This is a genomic window from Comamonas sp. BIGb0124 (assembly GCF_003752175.1).
Classification (GTDB): Bacteria; Pseudomonadota; Gammaproteobacteria; order Burkholderiales; family Burkholderiaceae_C; genus Comamonas_F.
The window spans coordinates 276,227-302,478 of sequence record NZ_RJVF01000009.1 but is presented as its reverse complement, the minus strand read 5'-3'; the positions used below and the strand labels follow the sequence as shown (position 1 = coordinate 302,478).

Genomic DNA, 26,252 nt, shown 5'->3' with positions numbered 1-26,252 from the left:
AGATGCTTTCGATTGCGTTGTCGCTTATTTCCTGCCGGTTTTCTTGCCGTCGCCCGTGGTCACGCCCACCAGCTTGAGCGCGTAGCCGTCGGCGTAGCGCAGGTCTGCGGTTTCGATGAAATCCGAGCGGGTGCGGCCGTACTTCGCCCCCGCCTGGGCAAAGGTGTCGACGAAGCGCTGGACACGGGCCACCAGCTGTTCGTCGGTACCCCGCCCGATATCGATGCGTGCGCCGCTGCCCATGCGCGCATGCCAGCCGCCGTGCACGGACAGCGCCAGCGATTGCAGCGGCTGCTTGAGCCCGCCCTCGAGCACCGGCTTGAGGACCCGGGACATGCGCAGCACTTCGGCGGCGCTGCCGTTGGGGCCGTCCAGATGAAGCAGGTTCTCGCCCTCGACATCGCCCAGGCTGGCCTCGAAGACCTCGCCATGCGTGTTGACCAGGGTCGATTTGTCGGGTTCGCCCCACAGTGCCGCGGCCTGATGTTCCTGCAGCTCGACTTCCATGCCGTCGGGAAAAGCCCGGCGCACCACGGCCCGGCGCACCCAGGGCAGGCTTTCGAACACATCGCGTGCCTGAACCAGGTCGACGGTGAAAAAACTGCCGACCAGGCGATTGACCACCTGCGCATGCACGGCGGCCGCATTCTGTCGCTCGACCTCGCCCCGCAGCACCACGTCGCGCAGCGCGAAGAGCGGCTGGCGCACCACCCAGCTGGCGGCCGCGCCCACCACGGCCAGCGCGGCCGCGACGAACAGCAGCGTCGCCAGGCCGTTCATGACGCGGACGTCCAACGGCTGGGGCTGGGGAGGCCAGGTCCGGCTCACTCGGCCGCTCCTTCGGCACGGGGCCGTTCGTTGTCGAGCGCGGCCGTCGACAGGATCTGCACGCACAGGCTTTCATAGTCCATGCCGACCGCCCGTGCCGACATCGGCACCAGCGAATGCGAGGTCATGCCGGGCGAGGTGTTGATTTCGAGCAGATAGGGCTGGCGCGTGTCGGCGTCGATCATGACGTCGACGCGTCCCCAGCCCCGGCAGCCCAGCGTCCGGTAGGCACGCAGCACCAGGTCCTGGATGTGCGCTTCCTCCTGGGCCGGCAGGCCGCTGGGCACGAGGTATTGGGTCACATCGGTGAAGTACTTGTTCTCGTAGTCGTAGTTGCCTTCGGGCGCCACGATGCGGATGGCCGGCAGTGCACGTGCTTCGTCGCCCGTGCCCAGAATGGGGCAGGTGACTTCGTCGCCGCGCACGAACTGTTCGCACAGCACCTCGGCATCCAGACCGGCCGCGGCTTCGACGGCCTGCGGCAGCGCCTCGCGGGTCAGCACCTTGGCCACGCCGATCGACGAGCCTTCGCGCGCCGGCTTGACGATGAGGGGCAGGCCCAGGCGCTCGACCAGCGCGTCGAGATCGGCGGCGGTGTAGCGGCCCCGGCGCAGCAGTTGATAGCGCGGCGTGGGCAGGCCCTCGGCCAGCCACACGCGCTTGGTGGTCGTCTTGTCGATGGAGATGGCCGAGGCCATCACACCGGAGCCGGTATAGGGAATGCCCAGCAGTTCGAGCGCGCCCTGCACGGTCCCGTCCTCGCCGAAGCGGCCGTGCAGCGCGATGAAGCAGCGCGCATAACCCTCGGCCTTGAGGTCGCCGAGGTCGCGTTCGGCCGGATCGAAGGCATGGGCGTCCACGCCCTTGGCCTGCAGCGCGGCAAGCACCCCGGTTCCAGACATGAGCGAAACCTCGCGTTCGGCCGAAGCACCGCCCATGAGCACGGCTACCTTGCCGAAATCACCGGGCATATCGTTGATGGTCACGGCGCTCATGCGGCCTTCTCCCCCTGGGCAAATTGCTCGACGACTCTGGCGGGCACGCCGCCGATGGAACCTGCGCCCATGCACAGCACCACGTCGCCGGGCTGGGCGTTGTCGATGATGGCTTGCGGCATCTGGGCAATCTGGTCCACGAACACCGGTTCGACCTTGCCGGCCACCCGCAGCGCGCGCGCCAGTGCGCGGCCGTCGGCGGCCACGATCGGGGCCTCGCCGGCGGCATAGACCTCGGCCAGCAGCACGCTGTCGGCGCCCTGCCCGATGACCTTGACGAAGTCTTCGAAACAATCGCGGGTGCGTGTGTAGCGATGCGGCTGGAAAGCCAGCACGAGACGGCGGCCGGGAAAGGCGCCGCGCGCGGCGGCCAGCGTGGCGGCCATCTCCACCGGGTGGTGGCCGTAGTCGTCGATCAGCGTGATCTCGCCGCCCGGCACCGGCAGATCGCCGTAGCGCTGGAAGCGGCGGCCCACCCCCTTGAACTGGGCCAGGGCCTGCTGCACGGCCTCGTCGCTCACATCGAGCTCGGTGGCCACGGCAATGGCCGCGAGGGCGTTGAGCACGTTGTGCCGGCCCGCCAGGTTGAGCACGACGGGCAGATCGGGCAGCGTCACGCCGTTGCGGCGCTGCACGGTGAAGTGCATCTCGCCGCCCACGGCACGGACGTCGATCGCCCGGACCTGTGCCGACTCGTCGAAACCGTACGAGGTGATGGGGCGAGAGACCAGCGGCACGATTTCGCGGATGGCCGGATCGTCGGTGCACAGCACGGCCGCGCCGTAGAACGGCAGGCGCTGCAGGAAGTCGACGAAGGCGCTCTTGAGCCGGCCGAAGTCGTGCCCGTAGGTGTCCATGTGGTCGGCGTCGATGTTGGTCACGACGGCCATCACGGGCAGCAGATTGAGGAAGGACGCATCCGACTCGTCGGCCTCGGCCACCAGGTAGTCGCCCGTGCCGAGCTTGGCATTGGCGCCGGCGCTGTTGAGCTTGCCGCCGATCACGAAGGTGGGGTCGAGGCCGCCGGCGTGCAGCACGCTGGCGACCAGGCTGGTGGTGGTCGTCTTGCCGTGGGTGCCGGCAATGGCGATGCCGCGACGCAGCCGCATCAGCTCGGCGAGCATGACGGCGCGCGGCACGACCGGAATCAGCTTGGCCCGAGCGGTGCTCACCTCCGGGTTGTCGTTGCCGACGGCGCTGGAGATGACCACGGCGTCGGCACCGGCCATGTTTTCGGCCGCATGGCCCACATAGGTCTGTATGCCGAGCTCGGCCAGGCGGCGCAGCGTCGGGCCGTCGGACAGGTCCGAGCCGCTGATGCTGTAGCCCAGGTTGTGCAGCACTTCGGCGATGCCGGACATGCCGACCCCGCCGATGCCCACGAAATGAATGTGTTTGATGGCGTGTTTCATGGCTGGGCCAGCTCCTCGCAGGCTTGCGCCATGATGGTCACGGCTTCTGTCTTTTGCATGCTCTTGGCCCGGCTGGCCATCTCGGCGAGTGCCGGGCGTTCCATTTTCTGAATCATGTCGGCCAGCTTCGCGGCGGTGAGGTCGCGCTGCTGCACCAGCCAGCCTGCCCCGGCATCCACCAGGAAACGGGCATTGCTGGTCTGGTGGTCATCGACCGCCGACGGGAAGGGGACAAAGACGGCGGCGGCGCCCACGGCAGCCAGTTCCGTCACGGTGCTGGCGCCGGCACGCGCCACCAGCACATCGGCCTGGGCATAGGCTTCGGCGGTGTCGTCGATGAACGGCACGAGCGTGGCCTCGATGCCGGCAGCGGCGTAGTTGGCGCGCAATTCGTCGATCTGCGCCGCGCCGCTCTGGTGCGTGACCACCGGACGCTGCGCCGGGGGCAGCAGCGCCAGCGCCTTGGGCAGCACCTCGTTGAGCGCCCGTGCGCCCAGGCTGCCGCCGACGACCAGCAGACGCAGCGGCCCGGTGCGGCCCGCAAAACGTTCGGCCGGCTCGGCCTTGTCGAGGAAAGGCGTGCGCAGCGGGTTGCCGATCCAGGCGGCTTGCGGCAAGGCATTCGGGAAGGCGCTGTAGACACGGTCGGCCAGCCGGGCCAGCACCTTGTTGGCCATGCCGGCCACCGAGTTCTGTTCGTGCAGCACCAGCGGCTTGCCCATGAGAACGCCCATCAGGCCGCCGGGAAACGTCACGTAGCCGCCGAAACCCAGCACCACATCGGGCTGGACACGGCGCACCACCGCGAGGCTCTGCCCGAAGGCCTTGAGCAGCCGCAGCGGCAGCAGGATCAGCGTCTGCAGGCCCTTGCCGCGCACGCCGCCGAAATCGATGGTCTCGAACGCAAAACCCTTGGGCGGCACCAGCCGGCTTTCCATGCTCGGCTTGGCAGCCGTGCCCTTGGCACCCAGCCAATGCACGCGCCAACCGCGTGCACGCAGTTCCTCGGCCACGGCCATGGCCGGGAAGATGTGGCCGCCGGTGCCACCGGCCATGACCAGGGCCACGCGCTGACGCGCCGGTGCGGATGTGCTGGATGGGCTCATCGCGTCCGCCCTCCCTTGCCCTGCATCATGAGCGCGCGGTTTTCGTAATCCACGCGCAGCACGATGGCCAGTGCCACCAGATTCATCAGGATGGCCGAGCCGCCGTAACTCATGAGCGGCAGCGTCAGGCCCTTGGTGGGCAATGCGCCCAGGTTGACGCCCATGTTGATGAACGCCTGGAAGCCCATCCAGACACCGATGCCCTGGGCCACCAGGCCCGAGAACACACGATCGAGTGCGATGGCCTGACGGCCGATGCTCATGATGCGGCGGGTCAGCCAGAGGAACAGGCCGATCAGCACGATCACGCCGACCAGGCCGAACTCCTCGCCCAGCACGGCCATCAGGAAGTCGGTGTGTGCCTCGGGCAGCCAGCTCAGCTTCTCGACGCTGTTGCCCAGGCCCTGGCCGAACCATTCGCCGCGGCCGAAGGCGATGAGCGAATGCGAGAGCTGGTAACCGCGGCCCAGCACATGCCGTTCGTCCCAGGGGTTGAGATAAGCGAAGATGCGGTCGCGCCGCCAGTCGCTCGAGAACACCATGAGCGCGAAGGCCCCGACGCACAGCAGTGCGATCAGGAAGAACATGCGTGCGTTCACGCCGCCCAGGAACAGGATGCCCATGGCGATGACCGCGATCACCAGGAACGCGCCCATGTCCGGCTCGGCCAGCAGCAGCAGACCCACGACCACGATGGCGACGCCCATGGGTGCCACGGCGCGGATGAAGTTTTCCTTCACGTCCATCTTGCGCACCATGTAGTTGGCCGCGTAGAGCACCACCGCGAGCTTGCCCAGCTCGGAGGGCTGGAAATTCATGACCTTGAGCGAGATCCAGCGCCGCGCGCCGTTGACATTGAGGCCGATGCCGGGGATCAGGACCAGGATCAGCAGCAACAGGGTGGCCACGAACAGCCACGGCGCCCACCGTTCCCAGGTTTCCATGCGGATCTGGAAGGCCAGGCAGCCGACCAGCAGGCCGATGCTGATCGACGTCAGGTGACGCGTGAAGAAATACGTGTTGCTGTAGTTGGCGAAACGCGGGTTGTCCGGCAAGGCGATCGAGGCCGAGTACACCATGACCAGTCCCCAGGCCAGAATGGCGGCCGTCACCCAGAGCAAGGCCTGGTCGAAACCCAGCAACCTTGCAGGTGCGGTACTGCTGCGCGCATAGGCGTGCGAGTCGATGCGCACGGGCAGCGCGTCGGCCGTCGCCTGTGCCCCACGGCCCAGCCAGCCCCACAGGCCGGCACGGCGGCCGCGACCGCCGAATTCGTCAGGCGTACGAGCGCTCATGCGGACGCCTCCTGAACCGATCCGGACGTCGCTTCTGCCAGGCCGTCGTCGGCGAGGGCCTGCACGGCCTCGACGAAGACCTGGGCGCGATGGCCGTAGTTGTCGAACATGTCGAAGCTGGCGCAGGCGGGCGACATGAGCACGGCATCGCCGGCATTCGCACGGCCGGCGGCCAGGCGCACGGCATCGGCCATGCTGGCTGCATGCAGCAGCGGCACACCGGTGCCGGCCAATGCAGCCTCGATCAGCGGTGCATCGCGGCCGATGAGAATCACCGCCCGGGCGTGGCGCTCGACGGGATCGGCCAGCGGCGAAAAATCCTGCCCCTTGCCGACGCCGCCCAGAATGACGACCAGACGCCGCTCGGCGCCCAGGCCGCTCAGTGCAGCCACGGTCGCGCCCACGTTGGTGCCCTTGCTGTCGTCGAAGTACTCGACCTGCTCGACCAACGCCACCGACTCCACGCGATGCGGTTCGCCGGTGTACTCGCGCAGGCCGTACAGCATCGGACCCAGCGCGCAGTCGGCCGACATGGCCAGCGCCAGCGCCGCCAAGGCGTTGACCGCGTTGTGACGGCCCCGGATGCGCAAGGCGTCGGCCGGCATCAGACGCTGGATGAACAATTCCTCTTGATCGTCGCCGCCGCGCCGCTTCTTGCGGGTTTCATCGGCGTCCTGGGCACGGACCAGCCAAGTCATGCCGTTGACGGATTCGATGCCGAAATCGCCGGGACGGCGCGGCATGTCGGCCCCGAAGGTGACATGGGTACGCACCACCGGACGCTGCAGCTTGACCTTGACCGGCTCGGGCAGCAAGGCCATCACCGCCGGGTCGTCGCGATTGAGCACCATCAGGCCGTGAGCACCGAAGACCCGCGACTTGGCCGCGACATAGGCGTCCATGCCGCCATGCCAGTCCAGATGGTCCTGGCTGATGTTGAGCACCGTGGCCGCCGTCGGTTCGAAGTTGCCGACGCCGTCGAGCTGGAAGCTCGAGAGTTCGAGCACCCACACCTGCGGCATGCCCTTCAGATCGGGCGGAGGCGGCTCAGGCGGCACGAGTGCGATCGGGCGCGGCGCATCGTCCGGCACGGCGTCGCCTTCGTCGGCATCCGGCTCGCCGGACTTGGCCACTTCGCTGTCGAGCACGGCGGCCCGGTCCAGCGCCTCGCGCACCAGAAGCAGCGTTTCGGATTCGGCGGCAGCCGGGCTGTCCGCCGTGGACTCGGACGCCTGCTGGGCGGCCTGCTCGTCGGCCTCCCGCTGGGCCTCGAGCGCCGTCGACAGCGTGTCGAGCAGCGCAGGGCCGATGTTGCCTGCGACCGCCACACGCTTGCCGGCGCGGGCGACGATCTGCCCGGTCAGCGAGGTCACGGTGGTCTTGCCGTTGGTCCCGGTGATGCCGATCACCTTGGGCGCATAACCCCGATCGGCCCCGAGATCGACCAGGGCCTGGGCAAACAGCGTGAGCTCGCCGCCGGTCCACAGGCCCATGGCCTGCGCGGCCTGCAGGACGGGCGCGATGTCGTGCGGCGAAAGCCCGGGGCTGCGGAACACGGCACGGATCGGACTGCCCTCGACCAGCGCGGCCGTGAACGGCCCGCCCACGAACACGGCATCGGGTACCGCCTGGCGCAGCGCGTCGAGCTGCGGCGGTGCTTCGCGGGTGTCGGCCACCGTGACCCGCGCGCCGCAGCGCGCGCACCAGCGCGCCATCGACAACCCGGAGATTCCGAGGCCGAGTATGAGAACGGGAACGTCGTGCAGGGTGTTCATGGCTGTGTGATCACCTCAGCTTCAGGGTCGAGAGGGCCAGCAGGCACAGCAGCATGGTGATGATCCAGAAACGGACAACCACCTGCGTCTCGTTCCACCCTTTCTTTTCGAAATGGTGGTGCAGCGGTGCCATCTTGAACAGACGCCGCCCTTCGCCGTAACGGCGCTTGGTGTACTTGAACCAGCTGACCTGCAGCATCACCGACAGCGCTTCGACCACAAAGATGCCGCCCATGATGGCCAGCACGATTTCCTGGCGCACGATGACGGCCACGGTGCCCAGGGCCGCACCCAGGGCCAGCGCACCGACGTCGCCCATGAAGACCTGGGCGGGGTGGGTGTTGTACCAGAGGAAAGCCAGGCCCGCGCCGGCCAGCGCCGCGCAGAACACCAGCAGTTCGCCCGAGCCGGGAATGAAGGGGAAGATCAGGTAACGGGCGTACACCGCGTTGCCCGTCACGTAGGCAAAAACGCCCAGCGTGCTGCCCACCAGCACCACCGGCATGATGGCCAGGCCGTCGAGTCCGTCGGTGAGGTTGACGGCATTGCTGGCCCCCACGATCACCAGGTAGGTCAGGATGATGAAGCCCAGGGCGCCCAGGGGATAGCTGACTTCCTTGAAGAACGGGACCAGCAGGTCGGCATGCGGCGGGAAGTCGGCCGTGAAGCCCGACAGCACCCAATTGCCGAACAGCTCGAGCACACGCACATTCGAGACCTCCGAAATGGAGAACAGCAAGGCCACCGCCGCCATCAGGCCGATCAGCGACTGCCACAGGTATTTTTCCCGGGAACGCATGCCCTCCGGGTCTTTCTTGACGACCTTGCGCCAGTCGTCGACCCAGCCGATGGCCCCGAAACCCAGGGTGACCAGCATCACGATCCAGACAAACCGGTTGGTCCAGTCGAACCACAGCAAGGTGGAGATGGCGATCGACAGCAGGATCAGGACCCCCCCCATGGTGGGCGTGCCGCTCTTGGCCAGATGGGTCTGCATGCCGTAGGCGCGGATGGGCTGGCCGATCTTGAGCGCCGTCAGGCGGCGGATCACCGCCGGTCCGGCCACCAGGCCGATGAGAAGGGCCGTGATGGCCGCCATCACGGCACGCAAGGTCAGGTATTGGAACGCCCTCAGGAAACTCCATTCGGGACCGAGGGAAGCCAACCAGTTGAACAGGCTCAGCAGCATGGGTTCAAATCTTTCTTTGTTGTTCTTGTGGGGAAATCTCTGCTGCGCGAACTTCAGCGGAAACCAGGGCGACTGCAGCGGGCTGCGCAGCCAGGACGGCCTGCACCACACGCTCCATGCCCATGAAACGGGAGCCCTTGACCAGCACCGCCGAGACACCCGGCATGGCCTCGAGCACGGCGGCCTGCAGGGCTTCGATGGTCGGTGCATGCCAGGCGTGCACGGTCGCCTGGCCGGCAGCCGTCTGACAGGCATGGACACCGAGATCCCCCAGCGTCCAGAGGTGGTCGATGCCGCGCTCGGCGGCGTAACGGCCGATCTCGGCATGGAAGGCCGGACCTTCGTCGCCGACCTCGCCCATGTCGCCCAGCACCAGCACACGCGGGCCGGGCAGGTCGGCCAGCACGTCGATGGCCGCACGCACGGAATCGGGATTGGCGTTGTAGCTGTCGTCGATCAGCACCACGCGGCGGCCCGCCCAGTCGAGCAGGCGGGCATGCGAACGGCCCTGCACCGGCCGGAAAGCCTCGATGCCCGCGACCACCCCGGCAGCCGGCACGCCGGCGGCCAGCGCGCAGGCCACCACCGCCAGCGCGTTGCGCACGTTGTGGCGGCCGGCCAGATGCAGCGCAAAGGACAGCACCTGCGTTTCATCGCCGGTACGGACCCCGGCTTCGACGAGCCAGTGGTCGTCCTGCCAGCGGGCCTGGCCGGTCACGCCGGCTTCGGGCACCAGGCCGAAGGTGATCACAGGGGACTCGCCGGCGAGCTCGCGCCACAGCGGCGCAAAACCCTCGTCGACCGGAAACACCGCGGTGCCGCCGGCGGCCAGCGAGGCAAACACCGCACCGTTCTCCCGCGCCACGGCCTCGACCGTGGCCATGAATTCCTGGTGTTCGCGCTGCGCATTGTTGACCAGCGCCACGGTCGGTGCAGCCAGGGGAGCCAGCCAGCCGATTTCGCCGGGATGGTTCATGCCCAGCTCCACCACCGCCGAGCGGTGATGCGCACGCAGGCCCAGCAGCGTGAGCGGCAGGCCGATGTCGTTGTTGAAGTTGCCGCGGGTGGCCAGCGCGTCCGCGCCATGCCAAGCCTGCAGCACCGAGGCCAGCATCTGCGTCACCGTGGTCTTGCCGTTGCTGCCGGTAACGGCAATCAGCGGCAGGTCGAACTGCGCCCGCCAGGCCGCGGCGATGAAACCGAGCGCCCGGCGGCTGGAACCGACTTCGATGCCGGGCAGGCCACTGTCCGCGACACCCCGTTCGCCCAGCACTGCGCAGGCGCCATGCAACGCGGCCTTCGGCAGGAAATCATGGGCATCGAACCGCTCGCCCCGCAAGGCCAGGAACAGATCCCCGGCCGCCAGAGTGCGCGTATCGGTGTGGATGCGCTCGATGCGGGTCGCCCCGTCGCCCACCACACGGGCGGGCTCGCCGGCCGCTTGCAGCCATGCCGCGACCTGGTCGAGCGTCAATGCCAGTCCTTGGGTCATGCCGGGCCTCCTGCAGCACGCGAAGACCACGCAGCCAGCGCCAGCCGGCCGTGTTCGAGATCGGAAAACGCATGCCGAACGCCTGCGATCTCCTGGTAGGTCTCATGCCCTTTGCCTGCCAGCAGCACCACGTCGGCGGCACTGGCCTGGGCCACGGCGTCGGCGATGGCACGCGCGCGATCGGGCTGCACCTGCACCGCCGAGGGGTTCTTCAGTCCCGCCAGCATCTGGTTGACGATGGCCATGGGCTGTTCGCTGCGCGGGTTGTCGCTGGTGATGGTCACGCGGTCGGCCAGGCGTTCGGCGGTTCCGGCCATGAGCGGCCGCTTGATGGGATCGCGGTCGCCGCCGCAGCCCACCACGATGTGCACATCGCCATGGCGGTGCTCGGCCATGGGCCGCAGCGCCTGCAGCACTTTCTCGATCGCATCGGGCGTGTGGGCAAAATCGACCACGACCTGGGGCTGGCCCGGCCCGCCCAGGCAGGCCATGCGGCCCGGCACGGGCGTCAGGCCGGCGCAGGCTTGTGCCGCGTCGTCCAGCGTCACACCCAGCGCCCGCAGGCCACCGATCACCGCCAGCAGATTGCCGACATTGTGCTCACCCACCAGACGCGTGTTCACCTGCACCGTGCGGTCGCCCGCGGCAGCCTGCTCGGTGACGGAAAACGCCAGCCCGTCGTGGACATATGCCACATCCTGGGCATGCAGGCGCGCCCGCGCGTCCCGGCCATAGGTCCAGAGGGCCAGGTCCTCGCGTCCCGCCAGTTGGCCGGCCAGCGCCGCGCCGTGCGCGTCGTCGATGTTGATCACCGCACTGTCGAGACCGGGCCAGGCAAACAACTCGGCCTTGGCCTCCCAGTAGGCCGCCATGTTGCCGTGGTAGTCCAGGTGGTCTTGCGAAAAATTGGTGTAGAGCGCCATCTTGATGCGCACACCGTCGAGCCGGCGCTCGGCCAGCCCGATGGAAGAAGCCTCGATCGCGCAGGCCCGCAGGCCCTGCGCGCGAAAATCCTCGAAAGCCTGGTGCAGGCTGACAGGATCGGGGGTGGTCAGACCGGTGTAACGCACATTCGGCGGCTGGCCGATACCCAGCGTGCCGACGAATCCACAGGCCCGGTCGACCGTCGCGGGGGCCTGCGCCGGCAACGACGACAGCGCCTGTGCCAGCCACCAGGCCGTGCTGGTCTTGCCGTTGGTGCCGGTCACGGCCAGCACATCCAGCGCCTGGCTGGGCTCGTCGAGCCAGGCCGATGCGATGAAGCCCGTCGCCGCCTTGAGCCCCTCGTAGACGGCGACCGAAGGCAAGGCGCCCGCGGACTGCCAGGCCGGCAGCCAGGCCTCGGCTCCCTGAGCCTCGACCAGACAGGCGACCGCACCCTGGGCCAGGGCATCCGGCACAAAACGGCGGCCATCGACCGCGGCGCCAGGCCAGGCAATGAAAGCCGAACCCGGCGACGCCTGACGGCTGTCGACGGTCAGGCTGCCGGCACCGCGCTGGCGGAGCCACTGCACGACCTGGCCGGGTGTATGAAGCACGGTCAGACTCATGGCTGGTGCTCCTCGCTCACGGGCTCGACGATTTCCTGCGCCGAGATCTGGGGTTTCACGGCCATGTCGGGCGGCACACCCATCAGGCGCAGGGTCTGCTGAACGACTTCGCTGAAGATCGGACCGGCCACCGTCCCGCCGTAGATGGAACGGGTCGGTTCGTCCACCATCACGGCCACGATGATGCGCGGACGCTCGATCGGCGCCATGCCGGCGAACCAGGCGCGGTACTTGCCTCGTTCGTATCCCTTGCCGGCCTGCTTGCGCGCGGTGCCCGACTTGCCGCCGATCGAGTAGCCCACGGTCTGGGCCAGTTGACCGGTACCGCCGGGGCCCGCGGCCAGCCAAAGCATGTGGCGAACTTCGGCTGCGTTCGCCGCCGAAAACACCCGGGTGCCGGCAGCCGATTCCGGGCTCTTGAGTATGGTCGCGGGGATCACGCTGCCGTCGTGGGCAAACGCCGTGTACGAACGCGCGATCTGCAGCAGCGACGCCGACAGCCCGTAGCCGTACGACATCGTGGCCTGTTCGATCGGCCGCCAGTTCTTCCAGGGGCGCACGCGCCCGGTGACCGCACCGGGGAACTCGATCTGCGGCTTCTGCCCCAGGCCCAGCGCCGTGAAGGTGTTCCACATCTCCTGCGAACTCAGGCGCTGCGAGACCTTGGTGGCCCCCACGTTGCTGGATTTCTGGATCACGCCTTCGACCGTCAGCACCCCGTAGTTGTGGGTATCGGTGATGGTCGAGCCCGTGACCGTGTAGCGGCCCGGCGTGGTGTCGATGATGGTCTGCGGCGTCACGCGGCCCAGTTCGAGCGCGGTCGCCACCGTCACCGGCTTCATGGTCGAGCCGGGCTCGAAGGTATCGGTCACGGCCCGGTTGCGCAACTGCTCGCCGGTCAGGTTCTCGCGGTGATTGGGGTCGTAGCTGGGGTAGTTCGCCAGCGCCAGCAGTTCGCCGGTCACCGTGTCGAGCACCACCACGCTGCCCGCCTTGGCACCGTTGTAGGCAATGGCATCGCGCAGCTTCTGGTAAGCGAAGAACTGCACCTTGCTGTCGATGGAGAGCTGGATGTCCTTGCCGTCGACCGGCGGCACCTGATCGCCGTAATCGTCGATCACCCGGCCCATGCGGTCCTTGATCACCCGGCGCGAACCGGCGCGCCCGCCCAGCTCCTTGTTGAAGGACAGCTCGATGCCTTCCTGGCCCCGGTCTTCGACGTTGGTGAAACCCACCACGTGCGCGGCGGCCTCGCCCTCGGGGTACTGGCGCTTGTATTCCTCGCGCTGGTAGATGCCCTTGATCTTGAGCTCGGCGATCTGGCGCGCCACGGGCACATCCACCTGGCGCTTGATCCAGACGAAGGTCTTGTCCTCGTTGGCGAGTTTTTTGTTGAGTTCGGCCAGCGGCATGTTGAGCAGCTTGGCCAGTTGCGCGAGCTTGCCCGGGTCGCGGTCCACGTCTTCGGGTATGGCCCAGATGCTCTCGGCGGGAATGCTGGAGGCCAGGATCAGCCCGTTGCGGTCGAGGATGCGGCCGCGGTTGGCGGGCAGCTCGAGCGTGCGGGCAAAGCGCACCTCGCCCTGCCGCTGGTAGAAATCGCGGTCGACGACCTGCACCCATGCCGCACGCGCGCCCAGGCCGACGAAGCACAGGGCCAGGCAGGCCACGATGAACTTGCTGCGCCAGACCGGCGTCTTGCTGGCCAGCAGCGGACTGGACGAATAACGGACGCTGCGCCTCATCGCGCCCTCCCCGCGGCGGCAGCCGGCTTGGGTTCGGGCGGCACGTACTGCGGCACCTTCACGCCGACATAGTCGGTGATGGCCGGCGTCGGCGTGCGCATCTGCAACTTTTCCTTGGCCAGTTGCTCCACCCGAAGATGGGTCGCCTGGGCCCGCTTCTCGACCTGCAGTCGCTCGAACTCGATCTCGAGCTTGCGCGACTCGTTGGTCGCCCGGTCGAGTGCCACGAACACATTGCGCGAATCATGCTGCGCATGCACCACCCCCAGGGCGCTCAGCACCACGGTCAGCAGCAGCAGCAGGTTCACACGGGTCATGCACGCACCTCCGGCACCTCGGCCCAGGGCAGCTCGGTGCGGCGCGCGACGCGCATGATGGCACTGCGCGAGCGCGGATTGCCTTCGACCTCGGCCGCACTGGGCTTGATGCGGGCGACGGCCTGCAACGCCATGGGCTTGGGCGCGGCAAAGGGTGCACGGCGGTCGTACACCTCGCGCGAATGCTGGGTGATGAAATTCTTGACGATGCGGTCTTCGAGCGAATGGAAGCTGATCACGACCAGCCGCCCGCCCGGCTTGAGCACCTTGAGCGCCGCCTTCAGCGCCTGCTGCAGTTCTTCAAGCTCGGCATTGATGAAAATCCGAAGAGCTTGAAAGGTCCGTGTGGCGGGATTCTGCCCTGCCTCGCGGGTCTTGACCGCACCAGCCACGAGCTGGGCCAGCTCGGCGGTGGTGGACAGCGCGCCCCGCTCCTGTCGGCGAGCAACAATCGCCTTTGCAATCGGAACAGCAAACCGTTCTTCGCCATAGTCACGTATCACCTCCGCTATCTGTGCAGACTCCGCATACGCCAGCCACTCCGCGACGCTCTCGCCGCGCGTGGTGTCCATCCGCATGTCGAGCGGACCGTCGAAACGGAAACTGAATCCCCGCGACGGGTTGTCGATCTGGGGCGAACTCACCCCCAGGTCCATCAGCACGCCATCCACGCTGGCCTCGGCCAGTTCGCCCAGATGGGCAAAGCCTTCGTGACGGATGTCGATACGCGCATCCGCCATCTGGCGGGCCACGGCGATGGCGTCCGGGTCCTTGTCGAACACGGTGAGCCGGTCGGCCGGCGCCAGTTGCGACAGCAGCAGGCGGGTGTGACCGCCGCGGCCAAAGGTGGCGTCCACAAAACGACGCGAGCCGCTGTCTTGCGCGGCTTCTTCCTGATTGAGCAGTGCCAGCACCGCCTCGTTCAGCAAGACGGTGGTATGAGTCAGAACCATGCTTGCTCCGGGGGCTAGAAAGAAAAGTCCTTGAAGACATCAGGCATCTGGGCCTGCATGGCTTTCGCTTCTTCCTCCGCATAGCGGGCCGAATCCCACAGTTCGAAGTAATCACCCATGCCCAACAGCATGGCGGACTTGGTGATGCCTGCGGCGGCACGCAACTCGGGCGAAATGAGGATGCGGCCGGTGCCGTCCATTTCGACGTCGGCGGCATTGCCCAGGAAAATGCGTTTCCACCAGTGCGCTTGCGCAGGCAAGGCATTGATGCGTTCGCGAAACTTTTCCCATTCGGGACGCGCGAAGATCATGAGGCAGTTGTGAGGATGCTTGGTGATGGTGAGTTGACCCGAGGCAGTGGCGCTCAGGACGTCACGATGCCGAGTCGGCACGGAGAGCCGACCTTTCGCATCGAGAGTCAATGAAGAAGCACCCTGAAACATGTTGCGCCGTTTGCCTTGGTCCGTCGGAAAGTGGGTCGGGACAACACTTCACACCACTAAATTCCACTTTTTCCCACTTTAACAGGAAAACTTCACAAGACAACCTGGCAAGTCAGATTTTTTCAATGAAATCAATGACTTAGGAATCGATCGTCACAATAACTCACATTGATTTTTTCTATATAAATTAAGGACTTAGCGTAGCCAGTGAATGTGTCGCTTGAAACTGGCCGACCGCAGGGGCGGCGCCTCGTCCTACACGGACCGGGACAGGGCGCGCGTCGCCGGCCCACAAAACACAAAAGCCCCCGGAGCGGGAGCTTTTGCGGAAAGGTCGGCGGAGGGAACCTTCAAAGAATATAGCGCGAGAGGTCCTCGTCCTGGCTGACATCCTGAAGTCGCGCATTCACATAATCGGCGTCGATCACCACCGTCTGGTTTTCCAGCCGCGAAGCGCCGAAACTGACCTCTTCGAGCAGGCGCTCGAGCACCGTCGCCAGCCGCCGGGCACCGATGTTCTCGGTGCGTTCGTTGACGTGGTGGGCGATTGTGGCCAGCCGGATGATGCCGTCGGGCCGGAAATCCAGGGTGACGTTCTCGGTCGCCAGCAGCGCCTGGTACTGCTTGACCAGCGAGGCGTGGGTCTGCGTCAGGATGGCTTCGAAATCCGCAACCGACAGCGATTGCAGCTCGACCCGGATGGGGAAGCGTCCCTGCAGCTCCGGAATCAGGTCGCTCGGGCGGCTGAGATGGAATGCGCCCGAGGCGATGAACAGGATATGGTCGGTCTTGACCATGCCGTACTTGGTATTGACGCTGGTGCCCTCGACCAACGGCAGCAGGTCGCGCTGCACGCCCTGCCGGGAGATGTCGGTACCGCCCCCTGCCGAAGCGCGCGTGGCGACCTTGTCGATCTCGTCGATGAAGACGATGCCGTTCTGTTCGGCATTGGCCAGGGCCTTGAGCTTGATGTCCTCGTCGTTGACCAGCTTGCCGGCTTCCTCTTCGATCAGCAGACGGCGAGCCTCGGCGATCTTGAGCTTCTTGGTCTTGCGCTGCTGCGCACCGGCACCTGCAAAGAGACCGCGCAACTGCTCGGTCATCTCTTCCATGCCGGCCGGCCCCATGATCTCCAGCGCACGCGGCTGCTCGGCGATGTCGATCTCGATTTCCTTGTCGTCGAGCTGGCCTTCGCGCAGCTTCTTGCGGAAGGTCTGGCGTGCGGTGCTGTCCTGCGCCTGCACGCCCGGTTCACGGGGCATGGGGATCAGCACGTCGAGGATGCGTTCTTCGGCCGCATCCTCGGCACGGGTTCGCACCACACGCGTGGCCGACTCGCGGGTCTGCTTGATGGCGACCTCGACCAGGTCGCGGATGATGGCATCCACGTCCTTGCCGACATAACCGACCTCGGTGAACTTGGTGGCCTCGACCTTGACGAAGGGCGCATCGGCCAGACGGGCCAGGCGACGGGCGATCTCGGTCTTGCCCACGCCGGTGGGGCCGATCATGAGGATGTTCTTGGGCGTGATCTCGTGGCGCAGCTTGTCGTCGACCTGCTGCCGGCGCCAGCGGTTGCGCAGCGCGATGGCCACGGCCCGCTTGGCATCGGCCTGGCCGACGATGTGGTGATCGAGCTCGGAGACGATTTCCTGGGGGGTCATGGAGGACATGGTCAAAGCGTCTCGATGGTGTGGTTCATGTTGGTGTAGATGCACAGCTCGCCGGCGATCGACAGCGACTTGCGCACGATCTGCTCGGGGGCGAGATCGGTGTTGTCGAGCAGCGCCTTGGCCGCCGAGTGCGCATAGGCGCCGCCCGATCCGATGGCGACGATGCCGTTTTCGGGTTCCAGCACGTCGCCGTTGCCGGTGATGATGAGCGAGGTGCGCCGGTCCGCCACCGCCAGCATGGCCTCGAGACGCCGCAGCACGCGGTCGGTGCGCCAGTCCTTGGTCAGCTCGACCGCCGACTTGACCAGGTTGCCCTGGTACTTCTCGAGCTTGTCCTCGAAGCGCTCGAACAGGGTGAAGGCATCGGCCGTCGCGCCGGCAAAGCCCGCCAGCACCTGATTCTTGTAGAGCTTGCGCACCTTGCGTGCCGAGCCCTTGACGACGATATGCCCCAGCGTGACTTGTCCATCGCCGCCGATCGTGACTTGATCGCCTCGGCGCACGCTGATGATGGTGGTTCCGTGAAATTGCTCCATAGCGACCTCAATTGGGGATGAAGCGGCCGGCTGCAAGGGGGTCTCGGCGCGCAGACTGCGCACCCATAAAAATGCCCGCACGCGGCGGGCAGGGTGCAGACCCGTGCTGCGGGACTGCGGGTTCGGCCAGCCGGCACGCCGGGCACCCGGGCTCCGGTCTGCAGGCAGGCGTCGAAGGTTCAGTCGCCGAACATCTTCTGCTTGAGTTCGCGGCGTTCCTGCGCTTCGAGCGACAGCGTGGCCGTCGGACGCGCCAGCAGGCGGCCGACGCCGATCGGTTCACCGGTTTCATCGCAGTAGCCGTAGTCGCCGGCATCCAGGCGGGCGATCGACTGTTCGATCTTCTTGAGCAGCTTGCGCTCGCGGTCGCGGGTGCGCAGTTCGAGCGCGTGCTCTTCCTCGATGGTCGCACGATCGGCCGGATCGGGCACGACCACGGTGTCTTCGCGCAGGTGTTCGGTGGTCTGGCCCGCGCTGTCGTGGATGTCCTGCTTCAGTCCGAGCAGCTTGAGCCGGAAGAACGCCAATTGTTTGTCGTTCATGTATTCCTCGTCCGGCATCGCCAGAACTTCGGCGTCGCTCAGTTCTTCGGCGGACTTCTTTTTCCAGTTATTGGCCAACTTCGGGTCTTTCTTGGCCAAGGCAAACGCGCCGGCGGTGGAGTTAGCGGACATGGCGAGGTCGTATCTGACAAAAGCGCCCGTCGGCAGCGCGGAAACCAGGAGACTGGCAGGCACGTTGTCGGGCGGGGTTGACGAAATGCGCGTTGCAGCAAGTGCCGCAGGCGCGGGTGGGGGGTATGGACAGGAGCGACCGGCACCCGGCGGGCCACCTGGACGGGCCGGCCGCGATGACGGGCGGGTGCCAGGGCGGCGATTGTAGGAGTTTTTGTTTTGCAGCGGCAACAAACCGTGCATACGGCGCGACACCGCACGGCAAGCCGGCAGCCGCCGCATGGGCGCTGTCGGCTGCAAAGCAGGCTGTCGCTGATGTCACGGTGATGTCCCTCCATCTGGCCGCGGACCTGGATCGCTGCCGCGCGCTGCAGCCGGAAGGCCGCCACGCACGCGAGCCGGTCGCCCACGTCCACAAATTCATGGCACGCGTTATACCCTGTTCAGCTGCGCCTTCCGCACTTTTTGTGTCAGCCGGACGCTAAAAATTTGAAGATTCAGGCCTGGCCGTCAGCTTGGCGTCAGCCCCGGGGCCAACCGGGGCCGATCGGACGGACTCAGGCTTCGCACTGCGCCAGGCCCTGGAGCAGGATGTCGCGGGGCAGGTCGATCCCGATGAACACCATCTTGCTCACGCGCTCCTCGCCCTCGGCCCATTCCGGACCCAGGTCGCTGCCCATGAGCTGGTGCACGCCCTGGAAGATCACCTTGCGGTTGGTGCCCTTCATGTCGAGCACGCCCTTGTAGCGCAGCATGCGCGGGCCGTAGATGTTGACGATGGCGCCCAGGAAGTCCTCGAGCTTGGCCGGATCGAGCGGCTTGCGGGTCCGGAACACAAAACTCTTGACGTCGTCGTCATGGTGGTGGTGGTGACCCTGTCCGTGTTCATGACCGTGATCGTGATCGTGATCGTGATCGTGATCGTGCTGGTGCGACGGATGGTTGCAATGCTCGCCGTGCTCATGATCGTGATGATCGTGGTCGTGCTCGTCTTCCTTCAGGAAATCGGGATCGATGTCGAGCTTGGCATTGAGATTGAAGCCGCGCAGATCGAGCACGTTGGCGATCGGCACTTCGCCGAAGTGCACGACCTGCTGCGGCGCACGCGGATTCATGTGTTTGAGACGGTGCTGTAATGCATCCAGCTCCTCGCCGCTCACCAGGTCGGCTTTGCTGATGAAGATCTGGTCGGCAAAACCGACTTGCCGGCGCGCTTCCTGGCGGTCGTTGAGCTGCTGAGCGGCATGCTTGGCATCGACCAGCGTGAGGATGGAGTCCAGCAGGAAACTCTCGGCGATTTCCTCGTCCATGAAGAACGTCTGCGCCACGGGCCCCGGGTCGGCCAGGCCGGTGGTCTCGATGACCACGCGGTCGAAGTCGAGCAGACCCTTGCGTTTCTTGGCCGCCAGCAATTGCAGGGCCTCGCGCAGGTCTTCGCGGATGGTGCAGCAGATGCAGCCATTGCTCATCTGCACGATCTGTTCCTTGGATTCGCTGACCAGGATGTCGTTGTCGATGTTTTCTTCGCCGAACTCGTTCTCGATCACGGCGATTTTCTGGCCATGCTGTTCGGAGAGCACGCGCTTGAGCAGCGTGGTTTTGCCGGAACCGAGGAAGCCGGTCAGGATGGTGGCGGGAATGAGGCTCATGGTGTTTCGGGGGCTGAGAGTGGCCGAGATGTAAGAGGCAAAGATCAGGGAGTTTACCGACGACTTCAAGAGCGGGTACGGCAGGTCGATGGGATACCCACGCTATCGAGTATCCATTCTCAACAATACACAAGCCTCTGCGCTGGGTATCGCCCCTCGCTTGCCGAGGGAAAAACAGCCGGTCACGTGGGTTTCTTGCCGGATTTTCTGGCGCGCGGGTGGGCGTTGTCGTAGACCTGGGCCAGGTGCTGGAAATCGAGCCGGGTGTAGACCTGGGTGGTCGCGATGTGGGCATGGCCCAGCAGCTCCTGCACCGCCCGCAGGTCGCCGCTGGACTGCAGCAGGTGGCTGGCAAAGCTGTGGCGCAGCATGTGCGGGTGCACGGGCGTGGCCAGCGCGGCCTGGCCCGAGCGTTCGCGCAACCGCTGCCAGATGGCCTGACGGGTGAGACGCGTGCCGTGCCGTCCCACGAACAAGGCCAGCGGCTGCCCGGCGCCGGCGGGCAGGACGCTGTCGCGGACGGCGAGCCAGGCCCGCAGGGCCTCGACGGCCTGCCGCCCCACCGGCACGCTGCGGCGCTTGCCGCCCTTGCCCAGCACATGCACCTCGGCTTCGTCGAGATCGACCCAGGCCTGCGCCTGCCCGGTGGCTTGGATGTCGAGCCCGACGAGCTCGCTCACCCGCAGACCGCTGCTGTAGGCCAGTTCGACCATGGCGGTATCGCGCAAGGCCAGCCAGGCGGCCTCGTCGCCGGATTCGGGCGAACCGGCGGCCGGCGGCGCCTGGCGCGCGTGCGAGGGCTCGGCCTGCCCCTGGCCGCGGAAACCCGCGTAGACCGCCGCCTCGTCCACCCCCAGGGCCTTGGGCAGGGGTTGCCTGGCCTTCGGCGCCCGCAGGCCCTGCACCGGGTTGGACTGCACGCGCCCGGCCTGGCCCAGCCAGGCATAGAACCCGCGCCAGCACGACAGGGCCAGAGACAGGCTGCGCCCCTGCCGCCCCTGCGCATGCATGCGGATCATCCATCCCCGGATCCGGGCGGCATCGACTTCGGCCACCGGCTGCGGACCGGCGTGCTCGGCCAGCTCCTGCAGGTGGCGGGCGTACAGCTCACCGGTCCGCGCCGCCAGACGCTTGTCGACCCGGACATGGGCCAGATAGGCCTGGATCAATGCCAGGTTGTCGGGGCAGCCGGGAACGTCAGTGGCCGCGGGAGGCGAAGCGGCCGGCGGCACGGCGGCCCGGCGCGGCCTGGCAGCGGGGCGTGTCGCCATGGTCGCCGTCCGTGGCCGATTCAGGCGAGGACCCGGGCCAGGCTGGCCGCAGCCAGGGCCGACAGGCGGGTCAGGAAATCACGGCCCAGTTCGGCATCGAAACGCTGCGGATCGGGCGACGCCAGCACCAGCAGGCCAAAGACCGGGGCTTGCGGATCGGGCGCCGCACCGGCAGCCGTATCCACCGCGCGCCGCAAGGGCAGGATGGCCACCGACGCGACGGCGGCCGGATCGGCCAGCCATGCGACGGCTTCGAAACCGGTGTTGGGACCGCAGTAAGGCTGGGTCAACGCGGCGGCCTGGCTCTTGGCGCCGTCGCTCACGCCCTGGGCATAGGGTGCACTGGCATCGGCGACGCCCCACAGGCGCAGGGCCACGTCGGGCACCTGGAAACGGCTCTTGAGGTCGCCGACCAGCCGGTCCGGTACGTCACCCGCCTTGCGGGTGGCCAGCAGCACCTGCGCCCATTGCTCGAGCTTGAGGTCGAGCTGGCCGTTTTCGTTGCCGTTGCGGATGAACTCCGCCATCTTGAGTTCGAGCTGCTTGATCTTCTCGCGCAGCATCTCGGCCTGCCGTTCCTGGAGGCTGACCGCCCGGTGGCTGTGCGGGCTCGTCAACTGGATCGCCGCCAGCAGTTCCGCGTGCCGCTCGAAGAAATCGGGCGTATTGAAGAGGAAATGGGCGATGTCGTCTTCGGTGATGGGATTCATGCGTCGGGCCTGGGGGTGCCAGGCGTGGGTCTACGGTCTGGCACCTAGCATAAGCCATCGCGGGGCGGCCCGCCTCACAGGGCCGGCAGGTCGATCTCGCCCGTGAACACCGTCTCTGCGGGGCCGGTCATGAAAACGGCGTCGTCGAGTTGCCCGCTCCAGGCAATGCTCAACGGCCCGCCGCGGGTCTGGACGTCCACCTCCCGGTCGAGCAGACCGGCACGGATGCCGGCGACCACCGCCGCGCAGGCCCCCGTGCCGCAGGCCAGGGTCTCGCCGGCACCGCGCTCGTAGACGCGCAGGCGCACATGGCTGCGATCCACGATCTGCAGGAAACCGACATTCACCCGTTCGGGGAAACGGGCGTGGCGCTCGATCAACGGGCCCAGTTCGGCCACCAGCGCGGTGTCGACATCGTCGACCCGGCGCACGGCATGGGGATTGCCCATGGACAGCACGGCGACCGGCACCACCGTCGGCGAGCCGCCGTCCGTCGCCTCGATCGGCAGGGGCCACTTCTGCCAGTCGCCCACCGGCTCGGGCTGCAGCCCTGCGGCATCGAAGGGCACACGATCGGGTTCGAAGACGGGAGGTCCCATGTCGACCGTGACTCGGCCGTCGTGCTGGCTGCGCAGGGTGATGATCCCGCTGCGCGTCTGCACCACCACGGCGGCTTTGTCGGTCAGGCCGTTGTCGTGCACATAACGCACGAAACAGCGTGCACCGTTGCCGCACTGCTGCACTTCGCTGCCGTCGGCATTGACGATACGGTAGCTGAAGTCGATGCCAGGCGCAGGCGAAGGGCCCACGATCAGGATCTGGTCGGCGCCGACGCCGAAGTGGCGGTCCGCCAGAAAACGGTATTGCGCAGCCGTGAGGCCGGTGCCGCCGAGAGGGCCCTGGGTTTCGTCGAGCACGACAAAATCATTGCCGGCGCCCTGCATCTTGGTGAATTTCAGTCGCATGGCGCCATTATCCCCCTGCCCCGCTCTACCTGCTGCCGGCAGGGCTGCGCCACCGGGGAGATATACCGATGGGGTTTGCCACAGGCCAGCCCGTCGAAGCGCCCATGCAGAATGGCTCGATGGTTCGGCCCGCTCATCTGCTTTATCCCCCGCGCGTGCCCGCCGCCCTCAGGGCGGCAGCGACGGTCATCCTGTTGCGCGACACGCCCCAGGGCCTCGAGGTGCTCATGACCCGCCGCTCCGCGCAAGCGAGCTTCGCCCCTGGGGCCTATGTCTTCCCCGGCGGCGGCGTGGACGCCGCGGACGACAGCGCCGACGCGCACGCCATGTCCACCCAGCGGCCGGGCCAGAGCGACCTGCGCCTGACGCAGGCCATCACCGCCATCCGGGAATGTTTCGAGGAGCTCGGTGTACTGCTCGCCTACAACGCCCAGGGCGGCCCGGTCTCTCCCGCCGAAATATCGGCCCTGCGGCGCGACAGCCACAACGACGCCGGCGCCTTCGTGCGCGCCTGCAGCGAACAGGGGCTGGTGCTGGCCTGCGACCAGCTGTTCGTGCTGGCCCACTGGATCACCGACCGCGATCTGCCCCGGCGTTTCGACGTCCCGTTCCTGGTGGCGCGCATGCCCGAAGACCAGCAACCGGTTGCCGACGAGCAGGAGCAGTTCGAACCCGTGTGGGTCCGGCCGTGCGACGCACTGGCACGCCACGACGCCGGGCACATGCTCATCATCTTTCCCACCTACCGCACGCTGCAGTGGCTGTGCAGCCACACCGCGGTCGACGCCGTGCTCCGGGCCTGCGGCCTGGGCAGTGCCTCGGGCCGCGACGAGGCACCCCAGTGGACGAGCTGCCCCCGAGCAGGCCTCATGCAGGACCGGGAAGCCCGTTTCATGGAACACGAGCCGCCCTACGGCGAACTGGCCCTGGTCTGCCCCGACGGCCAGATCGTGCACGAGCTGGCCTGGCAGCACGAGCGGCCCGTGGCCCTGCTCAAGAACCTGCGGCGGCTGACGGCCCCCAACCCCGGCGCCATGACCGGGCCGGGCACCAACAGCTACATCGTCGGCACCCCCGCCAGCGGCTTCATCGTGATCGACCCGGGCCCTGCGGAAGCCAGCCACATCGAACGCCTGCTGCAGGCCACGCAGGGCGATATCCGGGCCATCGTCTGTACCCATTCCCATCCCGACCATGCCCCGGCGGCCTGGCTGCTGCAGGCGCTCTGCCAGCAACGCACGCGGCTGAGCACGCCGGTGCTGGGCCTGTCGTCGGGTCCCCATGCCGATCCCGCCAGCCGTTTCGTGCCGGACCGGGAACTGCTCGATGGCGAACGGCTGTCTCTGCTGGGCTTCGGCGTCAGCCACACCTTGCGTGTCGTGCACACGCCCGGGCACGCGGCCAACCATGTGTGCCTGCTGTTCGAGGAAGAAGGCCTGCTGTTCACCGGCGACCATGTGCTCAACGGCAGCACCACCGTCATCCGGCCGCCCGACGGCCACATGGGCGACTACATGGCATCGCTCGAACGCCTGCAGGCCCTGTGCGAGCAGCACAACGTCGGCACGCTGCTGCCGGCCCACGGCTATGCCCTGGGGCCGGCCGTGCAGGCGCTGGTTCAGCTCAAGCGGCATCGCCATTCACGCGAGGCACGGGTCATCGAGGCCCTTGCAGCCTCGCCGAATGCCACGCTCGAGGAGCTGCTGCCTCACGTCTATGCCGATGTGCCGCAGTCCATGTGGCCGGTGGCCGCGGGATCGCTGCAGGCCCATCTCGACCATGTCCGCCAGACCGCCGGCAACCAGGACACCTTGCGCCAGGCCTGAGCGGCACCTGACGAGGCGATCACGCCGCGACGATGCGTGCGATCAGCTTTCCGCGATACGCCAACAGTTGCGCCCCTCGCGCTTGGCGCGCATCAGGGCTGCATCGGCGCGGTTGACGGCCGAGGAATAGTCACCGCCCTCGTCCAGCGTGGCCAGGCCTGCGCTCACGGTCAGCGACAGAACCCCCTCCTCGTAAGGCACGTGCAGCGCTCCGATGGCCAGGCGCAGGCGCTCGATGACCACCTGGGCGGCCTGCGAGTCGGTCTCGGGCAGCAGCAGCAGAAACTCCTCGCCCCCCCAGCGGCCGCAGGTGTCGGATTCGCGCAGATGCTGCTTGAGGGTCTTGGCGACATGGACCAGCATCAGGTCCCCGGCCTCGTGGCCGAAGGCGTCGTTGACCGCCTTGAAGTCGTCGAGATCGAGCATGGCGACCGTGAAAGGCTGGTGAGTGCGGTGACTGCGCGCCGTTTCTTCCTTGACCTTGTCGACCAGCAGCCGGCGGTTGGGCAGACCGGTGAGCACATCGTGCGTGGAGGCCTGTGTCAGCGCGGTGTTGAGGTCGCGCATCATCATCTGGTAGCGGTCGGAGATGCGGGCGAGTTTCTGAAACTGCCTCAACTGCTTTTCGAGCTGCTCGTCGAGATTCATCTCGCGCTCGAGCGCCAGGCTCTGGTAGGCATCCGAAATACGGGTCACGCGGTCGATGCGCTGGGCCAGGCTGTAATAGCGGTCCCAAAGCTGCGACAGCGCGGCCTGGAGCGGATGGCCCTGGTACTGCGGATCCGCCAGCAGTTTCTGGATATCCTTGTCGAACGTCGGCGTGGGCTCGGACATGGTCATGTTTCCCGCCTGACCTAGGAGCTGATGATCTCGAACGGGAAGGTGCAGTCCTCGCGAAACTCCTCGGCGAGTTCGAACACCCGCTCGTTGCGGTGGTCGTAGTGCCAGTTGACGGAAACCGGCTTGCCTTGCCGGTGGGCTTCCTCGAGCAGGTCGAGGATGTCCATCAAGGCCTTGATGCTGCTGGTGTTGAGATACAGCAGGCGAAGCTCGAGTCGCAAGGGCTGGCCGGCATCGGCCAGGTAACGGCGGATCCAGTCGAAGACCTGCTTGAAGAGTTCATGCGCGTTCTCGGGGTAGGAGTCCCCCTCCAGCGACAGCACGCCGCGGGCCCAGTCGCTGGAGATGGAGGGAGAGGACTGGCTGCCTGCAATGGTGAAATCGTGTTGGCTCATGTTGAAATAAGGAATCTGGGATGGAAGGGCAAGGGGGCTGTGGCCAAGGCCTTACATCACGGCGCGCAGGCTGATGAAGGCTCGACCGTCCGACAGCTCGCGCAGCGAGGCCTGCAGGGGCTCGCTGGCCTTGCGGGCGATATCGATCAGGCCCAGGCCGGCACCGCTGACGGCATCGGCATCGCGAGGCTTGCGCAATTGCTCCTTGTAGGCGGCCTTGAGCTGGGCCTTGTCGTAGCCGGAAAGCTCTTCGACCCGTTCCAGCAGGGCCTGCCCGTCGGGCCGCTCGATGAGGTTGCCGGCAGACACCACGTAGCGGCCGGCGCCGTCGCGCGAGACCACCACGGTCGCGCCGGCGTCCTGATCGGCCCAGTTCTTGGTGCGGGCGTAATGCCGGATGTTCTGCGTCATCTCGATATAGACCGCAAAGACGTCCATGGCGGCCGAGGGCTGGACCTGTTCCGCGCTGAGATAGTTGCGCAAGGCGTTGCCGATCTCCTCGATCAGGCTGCGCGAGATCGGACCGTTGAAGCAGAGCATGATCTGCTGCCGGTTGTAGTTCTCACGCATGGTGAATAAATCGATCATCTCCATGGCAGTCTCAACTCCTAAC

General features: G+C 66.9%; 23 protein-coding genes and 1 pseudogene. 1 reads left to right on the top strand and 23 read right to left on the bottom strand.

What is annotated here, in order from left to right; all coding sequences use genetic code 11:
- Positions 1 to 24: 24 nt before the first annotated feature.
- From EC845_RS07560 to dapF, 20 genes and pseudogenes are all read right to left on the bottom strand, one after another.
- Positions 25 to 828: a cell division protein FtsQ/DivIB gene (locus EC845_RS07560; RefSeq protein WP_233597977.1), complete on the bottom strand. Its 804-nt coding sequence runs from the start codon at positions 826 to 828 to the stop codon at positions 25 to 27.
- Positions 825 to 1,823 (bottom strand): D-alanine--D-alanine ligase, encoded by a 999-nt coding sequence (locus tag EC845_RS07555; RefSeq protein WP_233597976.1) that lies wholly within the window; start codon positions 1,821 to 1,823, stop codon positions 825 to 827. The genes EC845_RS07560 and EC845_RS07555 overlap by 4 nt, the downstream gene beginning before the upstream one ends.
- Entirely contained in the window at positions 1,820 to 3,235 is a 1,416-nt protein-coding gene (gene murC / locus EC845_RS07550; protein WP_123296791.1) for a UDP-N-acetylmuramate--L-alanine ligase, read from the bottom strand. Before murC ends, EC845_RS07555 begins: the two co-directional genes overlap by 4 nt.
- Positions 3,232 to 4,341: an undecaprenyldiphospho-muramoylpentapeptide beta-N-acetylglucosaminyltransferase gene (gene murG, locus EC845_RS07545; protein WP_123296790.1), complete on the bottom strand. Its 1,110-nt coding sequence runs from the start codon at positions 4,339 to 4,341 to the stop codon at positions 3,232 to 3,234. Before murG ends, murC begins: the two co-directional genes overlap by 4 nt.
- On the bottom strand, positions 4,338 to 5,636 hold the full coding sequence (gene ftsW, locus EC845_RS07540; protein ID WP_123296788.1) for a putative lipid II flippase FtsW: 1,299 nt from the start codon (positions 5,634 to 5,636) through the stop codon (positions 4,338 to 4,340). The genes murG and ftsW overlap by 4 nt, the downstream gene beginning before the upstream one ends.
- Positions 5,633 to 7,411 (bottom strand): UDP-N-acetylmuramoyl-L-alanine--D-glutamate ligase, encoded by a 1,779-nt coding sequence (gene murD / locus EC845_RS07535; RefSeq protein ID WP_123296786.1) that lies wholly within the window; start codon positions 7,409 to 7,411, stop codon positions 5,633 to 5,635. Before murD ends, ftsW begins: the two co-directional genes overlap by 4 nt.
- 10 nt (positions 7,412 to 7,421) lie before the next feature.
- Positions 7,422 to 8,600: a phospho-N-acetylmuramoyl-pentapeptide-transferase gene (gene mraY, locus EC845_RS07530; RefSeq protein ID WP_123296784.1), complete on the bottom strand. Its 1,179-nt coding sequence runs from the start codon at positions 8,598 to 8,600 to the stop codon at positions 7,422 to 7,424.
- A gap of 4 nt (positions 8,601 to 8,604) precedes the next feature.
- A complete protein-coding gene (gene murF / locus EC845_RS07525) occupies positions 8,605 to 10,092 on the bottom strand; it encodes a UDP-N-acetylmuramoyl-tripeptide--D-alanyl-D-alanine ligase (RefSeq protein WP_123296781.1) in 1,488 nt (495 codons plus the stop codon).
- A complete protein-coding gene (locus EC845_RS07520) occupies positions 10,089 to 11,642 on the bottom strand; it encodes a UDP-N-acetylmuramoyl-L-alanyl-D-glutamate--2,6-diaminopimelate ligase (RefSeq protein WP_123296779.1) in 1,554 nt (517 codons plus the stop codon). Before EC845_RS07520 ends, murF begins: the two co-directional genes overlap by 4 nt.
- Positions 11,639 to 13,387, bottom strand: coding sequence for a penicillin-binding protein 2 (locus EC845_RS07515; protein WP_123296778.1), 1,749 nt, complete (start codon positions 13,385 to 13,387; stop codon positions 11,639 to 11,641). The genes EC845_RS07520 and EC845_RS07515 overlap by 4 nt, the downstream gene beginning before the upstream one ends.
- Positions 13,384 to 13,704, bottom strand: a complete 321-nt coding sequence (gene ftsL, locus EC845_RS07510) for a cell division protein FtsL (protein WP_123296776.1) — start codon at positions 13,702 to 13,704, stop codon at positions 13,384 to 13,386. The genes EC845_RS07515 and ftsL overlap by 4 nt, the downstream gene beginning before the upstream one ends.
- Positions 13,701 to 14,657, bottom strand: coding sequence for a 16S rRNA (cytosine(1402)-N(4))-methyltransferase RsmH (rsmH, locus tag EC845_RS07505; RefSeq protein ID WP_123296774.1), 957 nt, complete (start codon positions 14,655 to 14,657; stop codon positions 13,701 to 13,703). The genes ftsL and rsmH overlap by 4 nt, the downstream gene beginning before the upstream one ends.
- A 14-nt stretch (positions 14,658 to 14,671) precedes the next feature.
- Positions 14,672 to 15,100 (bottom strand): division/cell wall cluster transcriptional repressor MraZ, encoded by a 429-nt coding sequence (gene mraZ / locus EC845_RS07500; protein ID WP_123296771.1) that lies wholly within the window; start codon positions 15,098 to 15,100, stop codon positions 14,672 to 14,674.
- Positions 15,101 to 15,450: 350 nt separating this feature from the next.
- Positions 15,451 to 16,773: an ATP-dependent protease ATPase subunit HslU gene (gene hslU / locus EC845_RS07495; RefSeq protein WP_123296770.1), complete on the bottom strand. Its 1,323-nt coding sequence runs from the start codon at positions 16,771 to 16,773 to the stop codon at positions 15,451 to 15,453.
- 2 nt (positions 16,774 to 16,775) lie between these two features.
- Entirely contained in the window at positions 16,776 to 17,309 is a 534-nt protein-coding gene (gene hslV, locus EC845_RS07490) for an ATP-dependent protease subunit HslV (RefSeq protein ID WP_123296768.1), read from the bottom strand.
- 179 nt (positions 17,310 to 17,488) lie between these two features.
- Positions 17,489 to 17,953 (bottom strand): annotated as a pseudogene (gene dksA / locus EC845_RS22805) (RNA polymerase-binding protein DksA); the annotation flags it as partial.
- 587 nt (positions 17,954 to 18,540) lie between these two features.
- A complete protein-coding gene (locus EC845_RS07480; protein WP_123296764.1) occupies positions 18,541 to 19,632 on the bottom strand; it encodes a GTP-binding protein in 1,092 nt (363 codons plus the stop codon).
- A 182-nt stretch (positions 19,633 to 19,814) separates the two neighbouring features.
- Positions 19,815 to 20,903, bottom strand: coding sequence for a tyrosine recombinase XerC (locus EC845_RS07475; protein ID WP_123296762.1), 1,089 nt, complete (start codon positions 20,901 to 20,903; stop codon positions 19,815 to 19,817).
- Between the two features lie 20 nt (positions 20,904 to 20,923).
- Positions 20,924 to 21,613 carry a DUF484 family protein gene (locus tag EC845_RS07470; RefSeq protein ID WP_123296759.1) on the bottom strand — a complete coding sequence of 230 codons (690 nt, stop codon included), beginning with the start codon at positions 21,611 to 21,613 and terminating at the stop codon, positions 20,924 to 20,926.
- Positions 21,614 to 21,687: 74 nt separating this feature from the next.
- Entirely contained in the window at positions 21,688 to 22,578 is an 891-nt protein-coding gene (dapF, locus tag EC845_RS07465; RefSeq protein WP_123296757.1) for a diaminopimelate epimerase, read from the bottom strand.
- 119 nt (positions 22,579 to 22,697) lie between these two features.
- On the opposite strand from dapF, the gene EC845_RS07460 reads away from it, so the two are divergent.
- Positions 22,698 to 24,404, top strand: a complete 1,707-nt coding sequence (locus EC845_RS07460; RefSeq protein WP_123297957.1) for an MBL fold metallo-hydrolase — start codon at positions 22,698 to 22,700, stop codon at positions 24,402 to 24,404.
- A gap of 42 nt (positions 24,405 to 24,446) precedes the next feature.
- Here the strand turns inward: EC845_RS07460 and siaD are convergent, their stop codons facing one another.
- From siaD to siaB, 3 genes are read right to left on the bottom strand one after another with little or no spacing between them, the layout of a single operon-like run.
- Positions 24,447 to 25,244 carry a biofilm regulation diguanylate cyclase SiaD gene (gene siaD / locus EC845_RS07455; RefSeq protein ID WP_233597975.1) on the bottom strand — a complete coding sequence of 266 codons (798 nt, stop codon included), beginning with the start codon at positions 25,242 to 25,244 and terminating at the stop codon, positions 24,447 to 24,449.
- Positions 25,245 to 25,258: 14 nt separating this feature from the next.
- A complete protein-coding gene (gene siaC, locus EC845_RS07450) occupies positions 25,259 to 25,639 on the bottom strand; it encodes a biofilm regulation phosphoprotein SiaC (protein ID WP_123296755.1) in 381 nt (126 codons plus the stop codon).
- A 51-nt stretch (positions 25,640 to 25,690) separates the two neighbouring features.
- Positions 25,691 to 26,227: a biofilm regulation protein kinase SiaB gene (gene siaB, locus EC845_RS07445; protein WP_304984848.1), complete on the bottom strand. Its 537-nt coding sequence runs from the start codon at positions 26,225 to 26,227 to the stop codon at positions 25,691 to 25,693.
- Positions 26,228 to 26,252 lie beyond the last annotated feature (25 nt).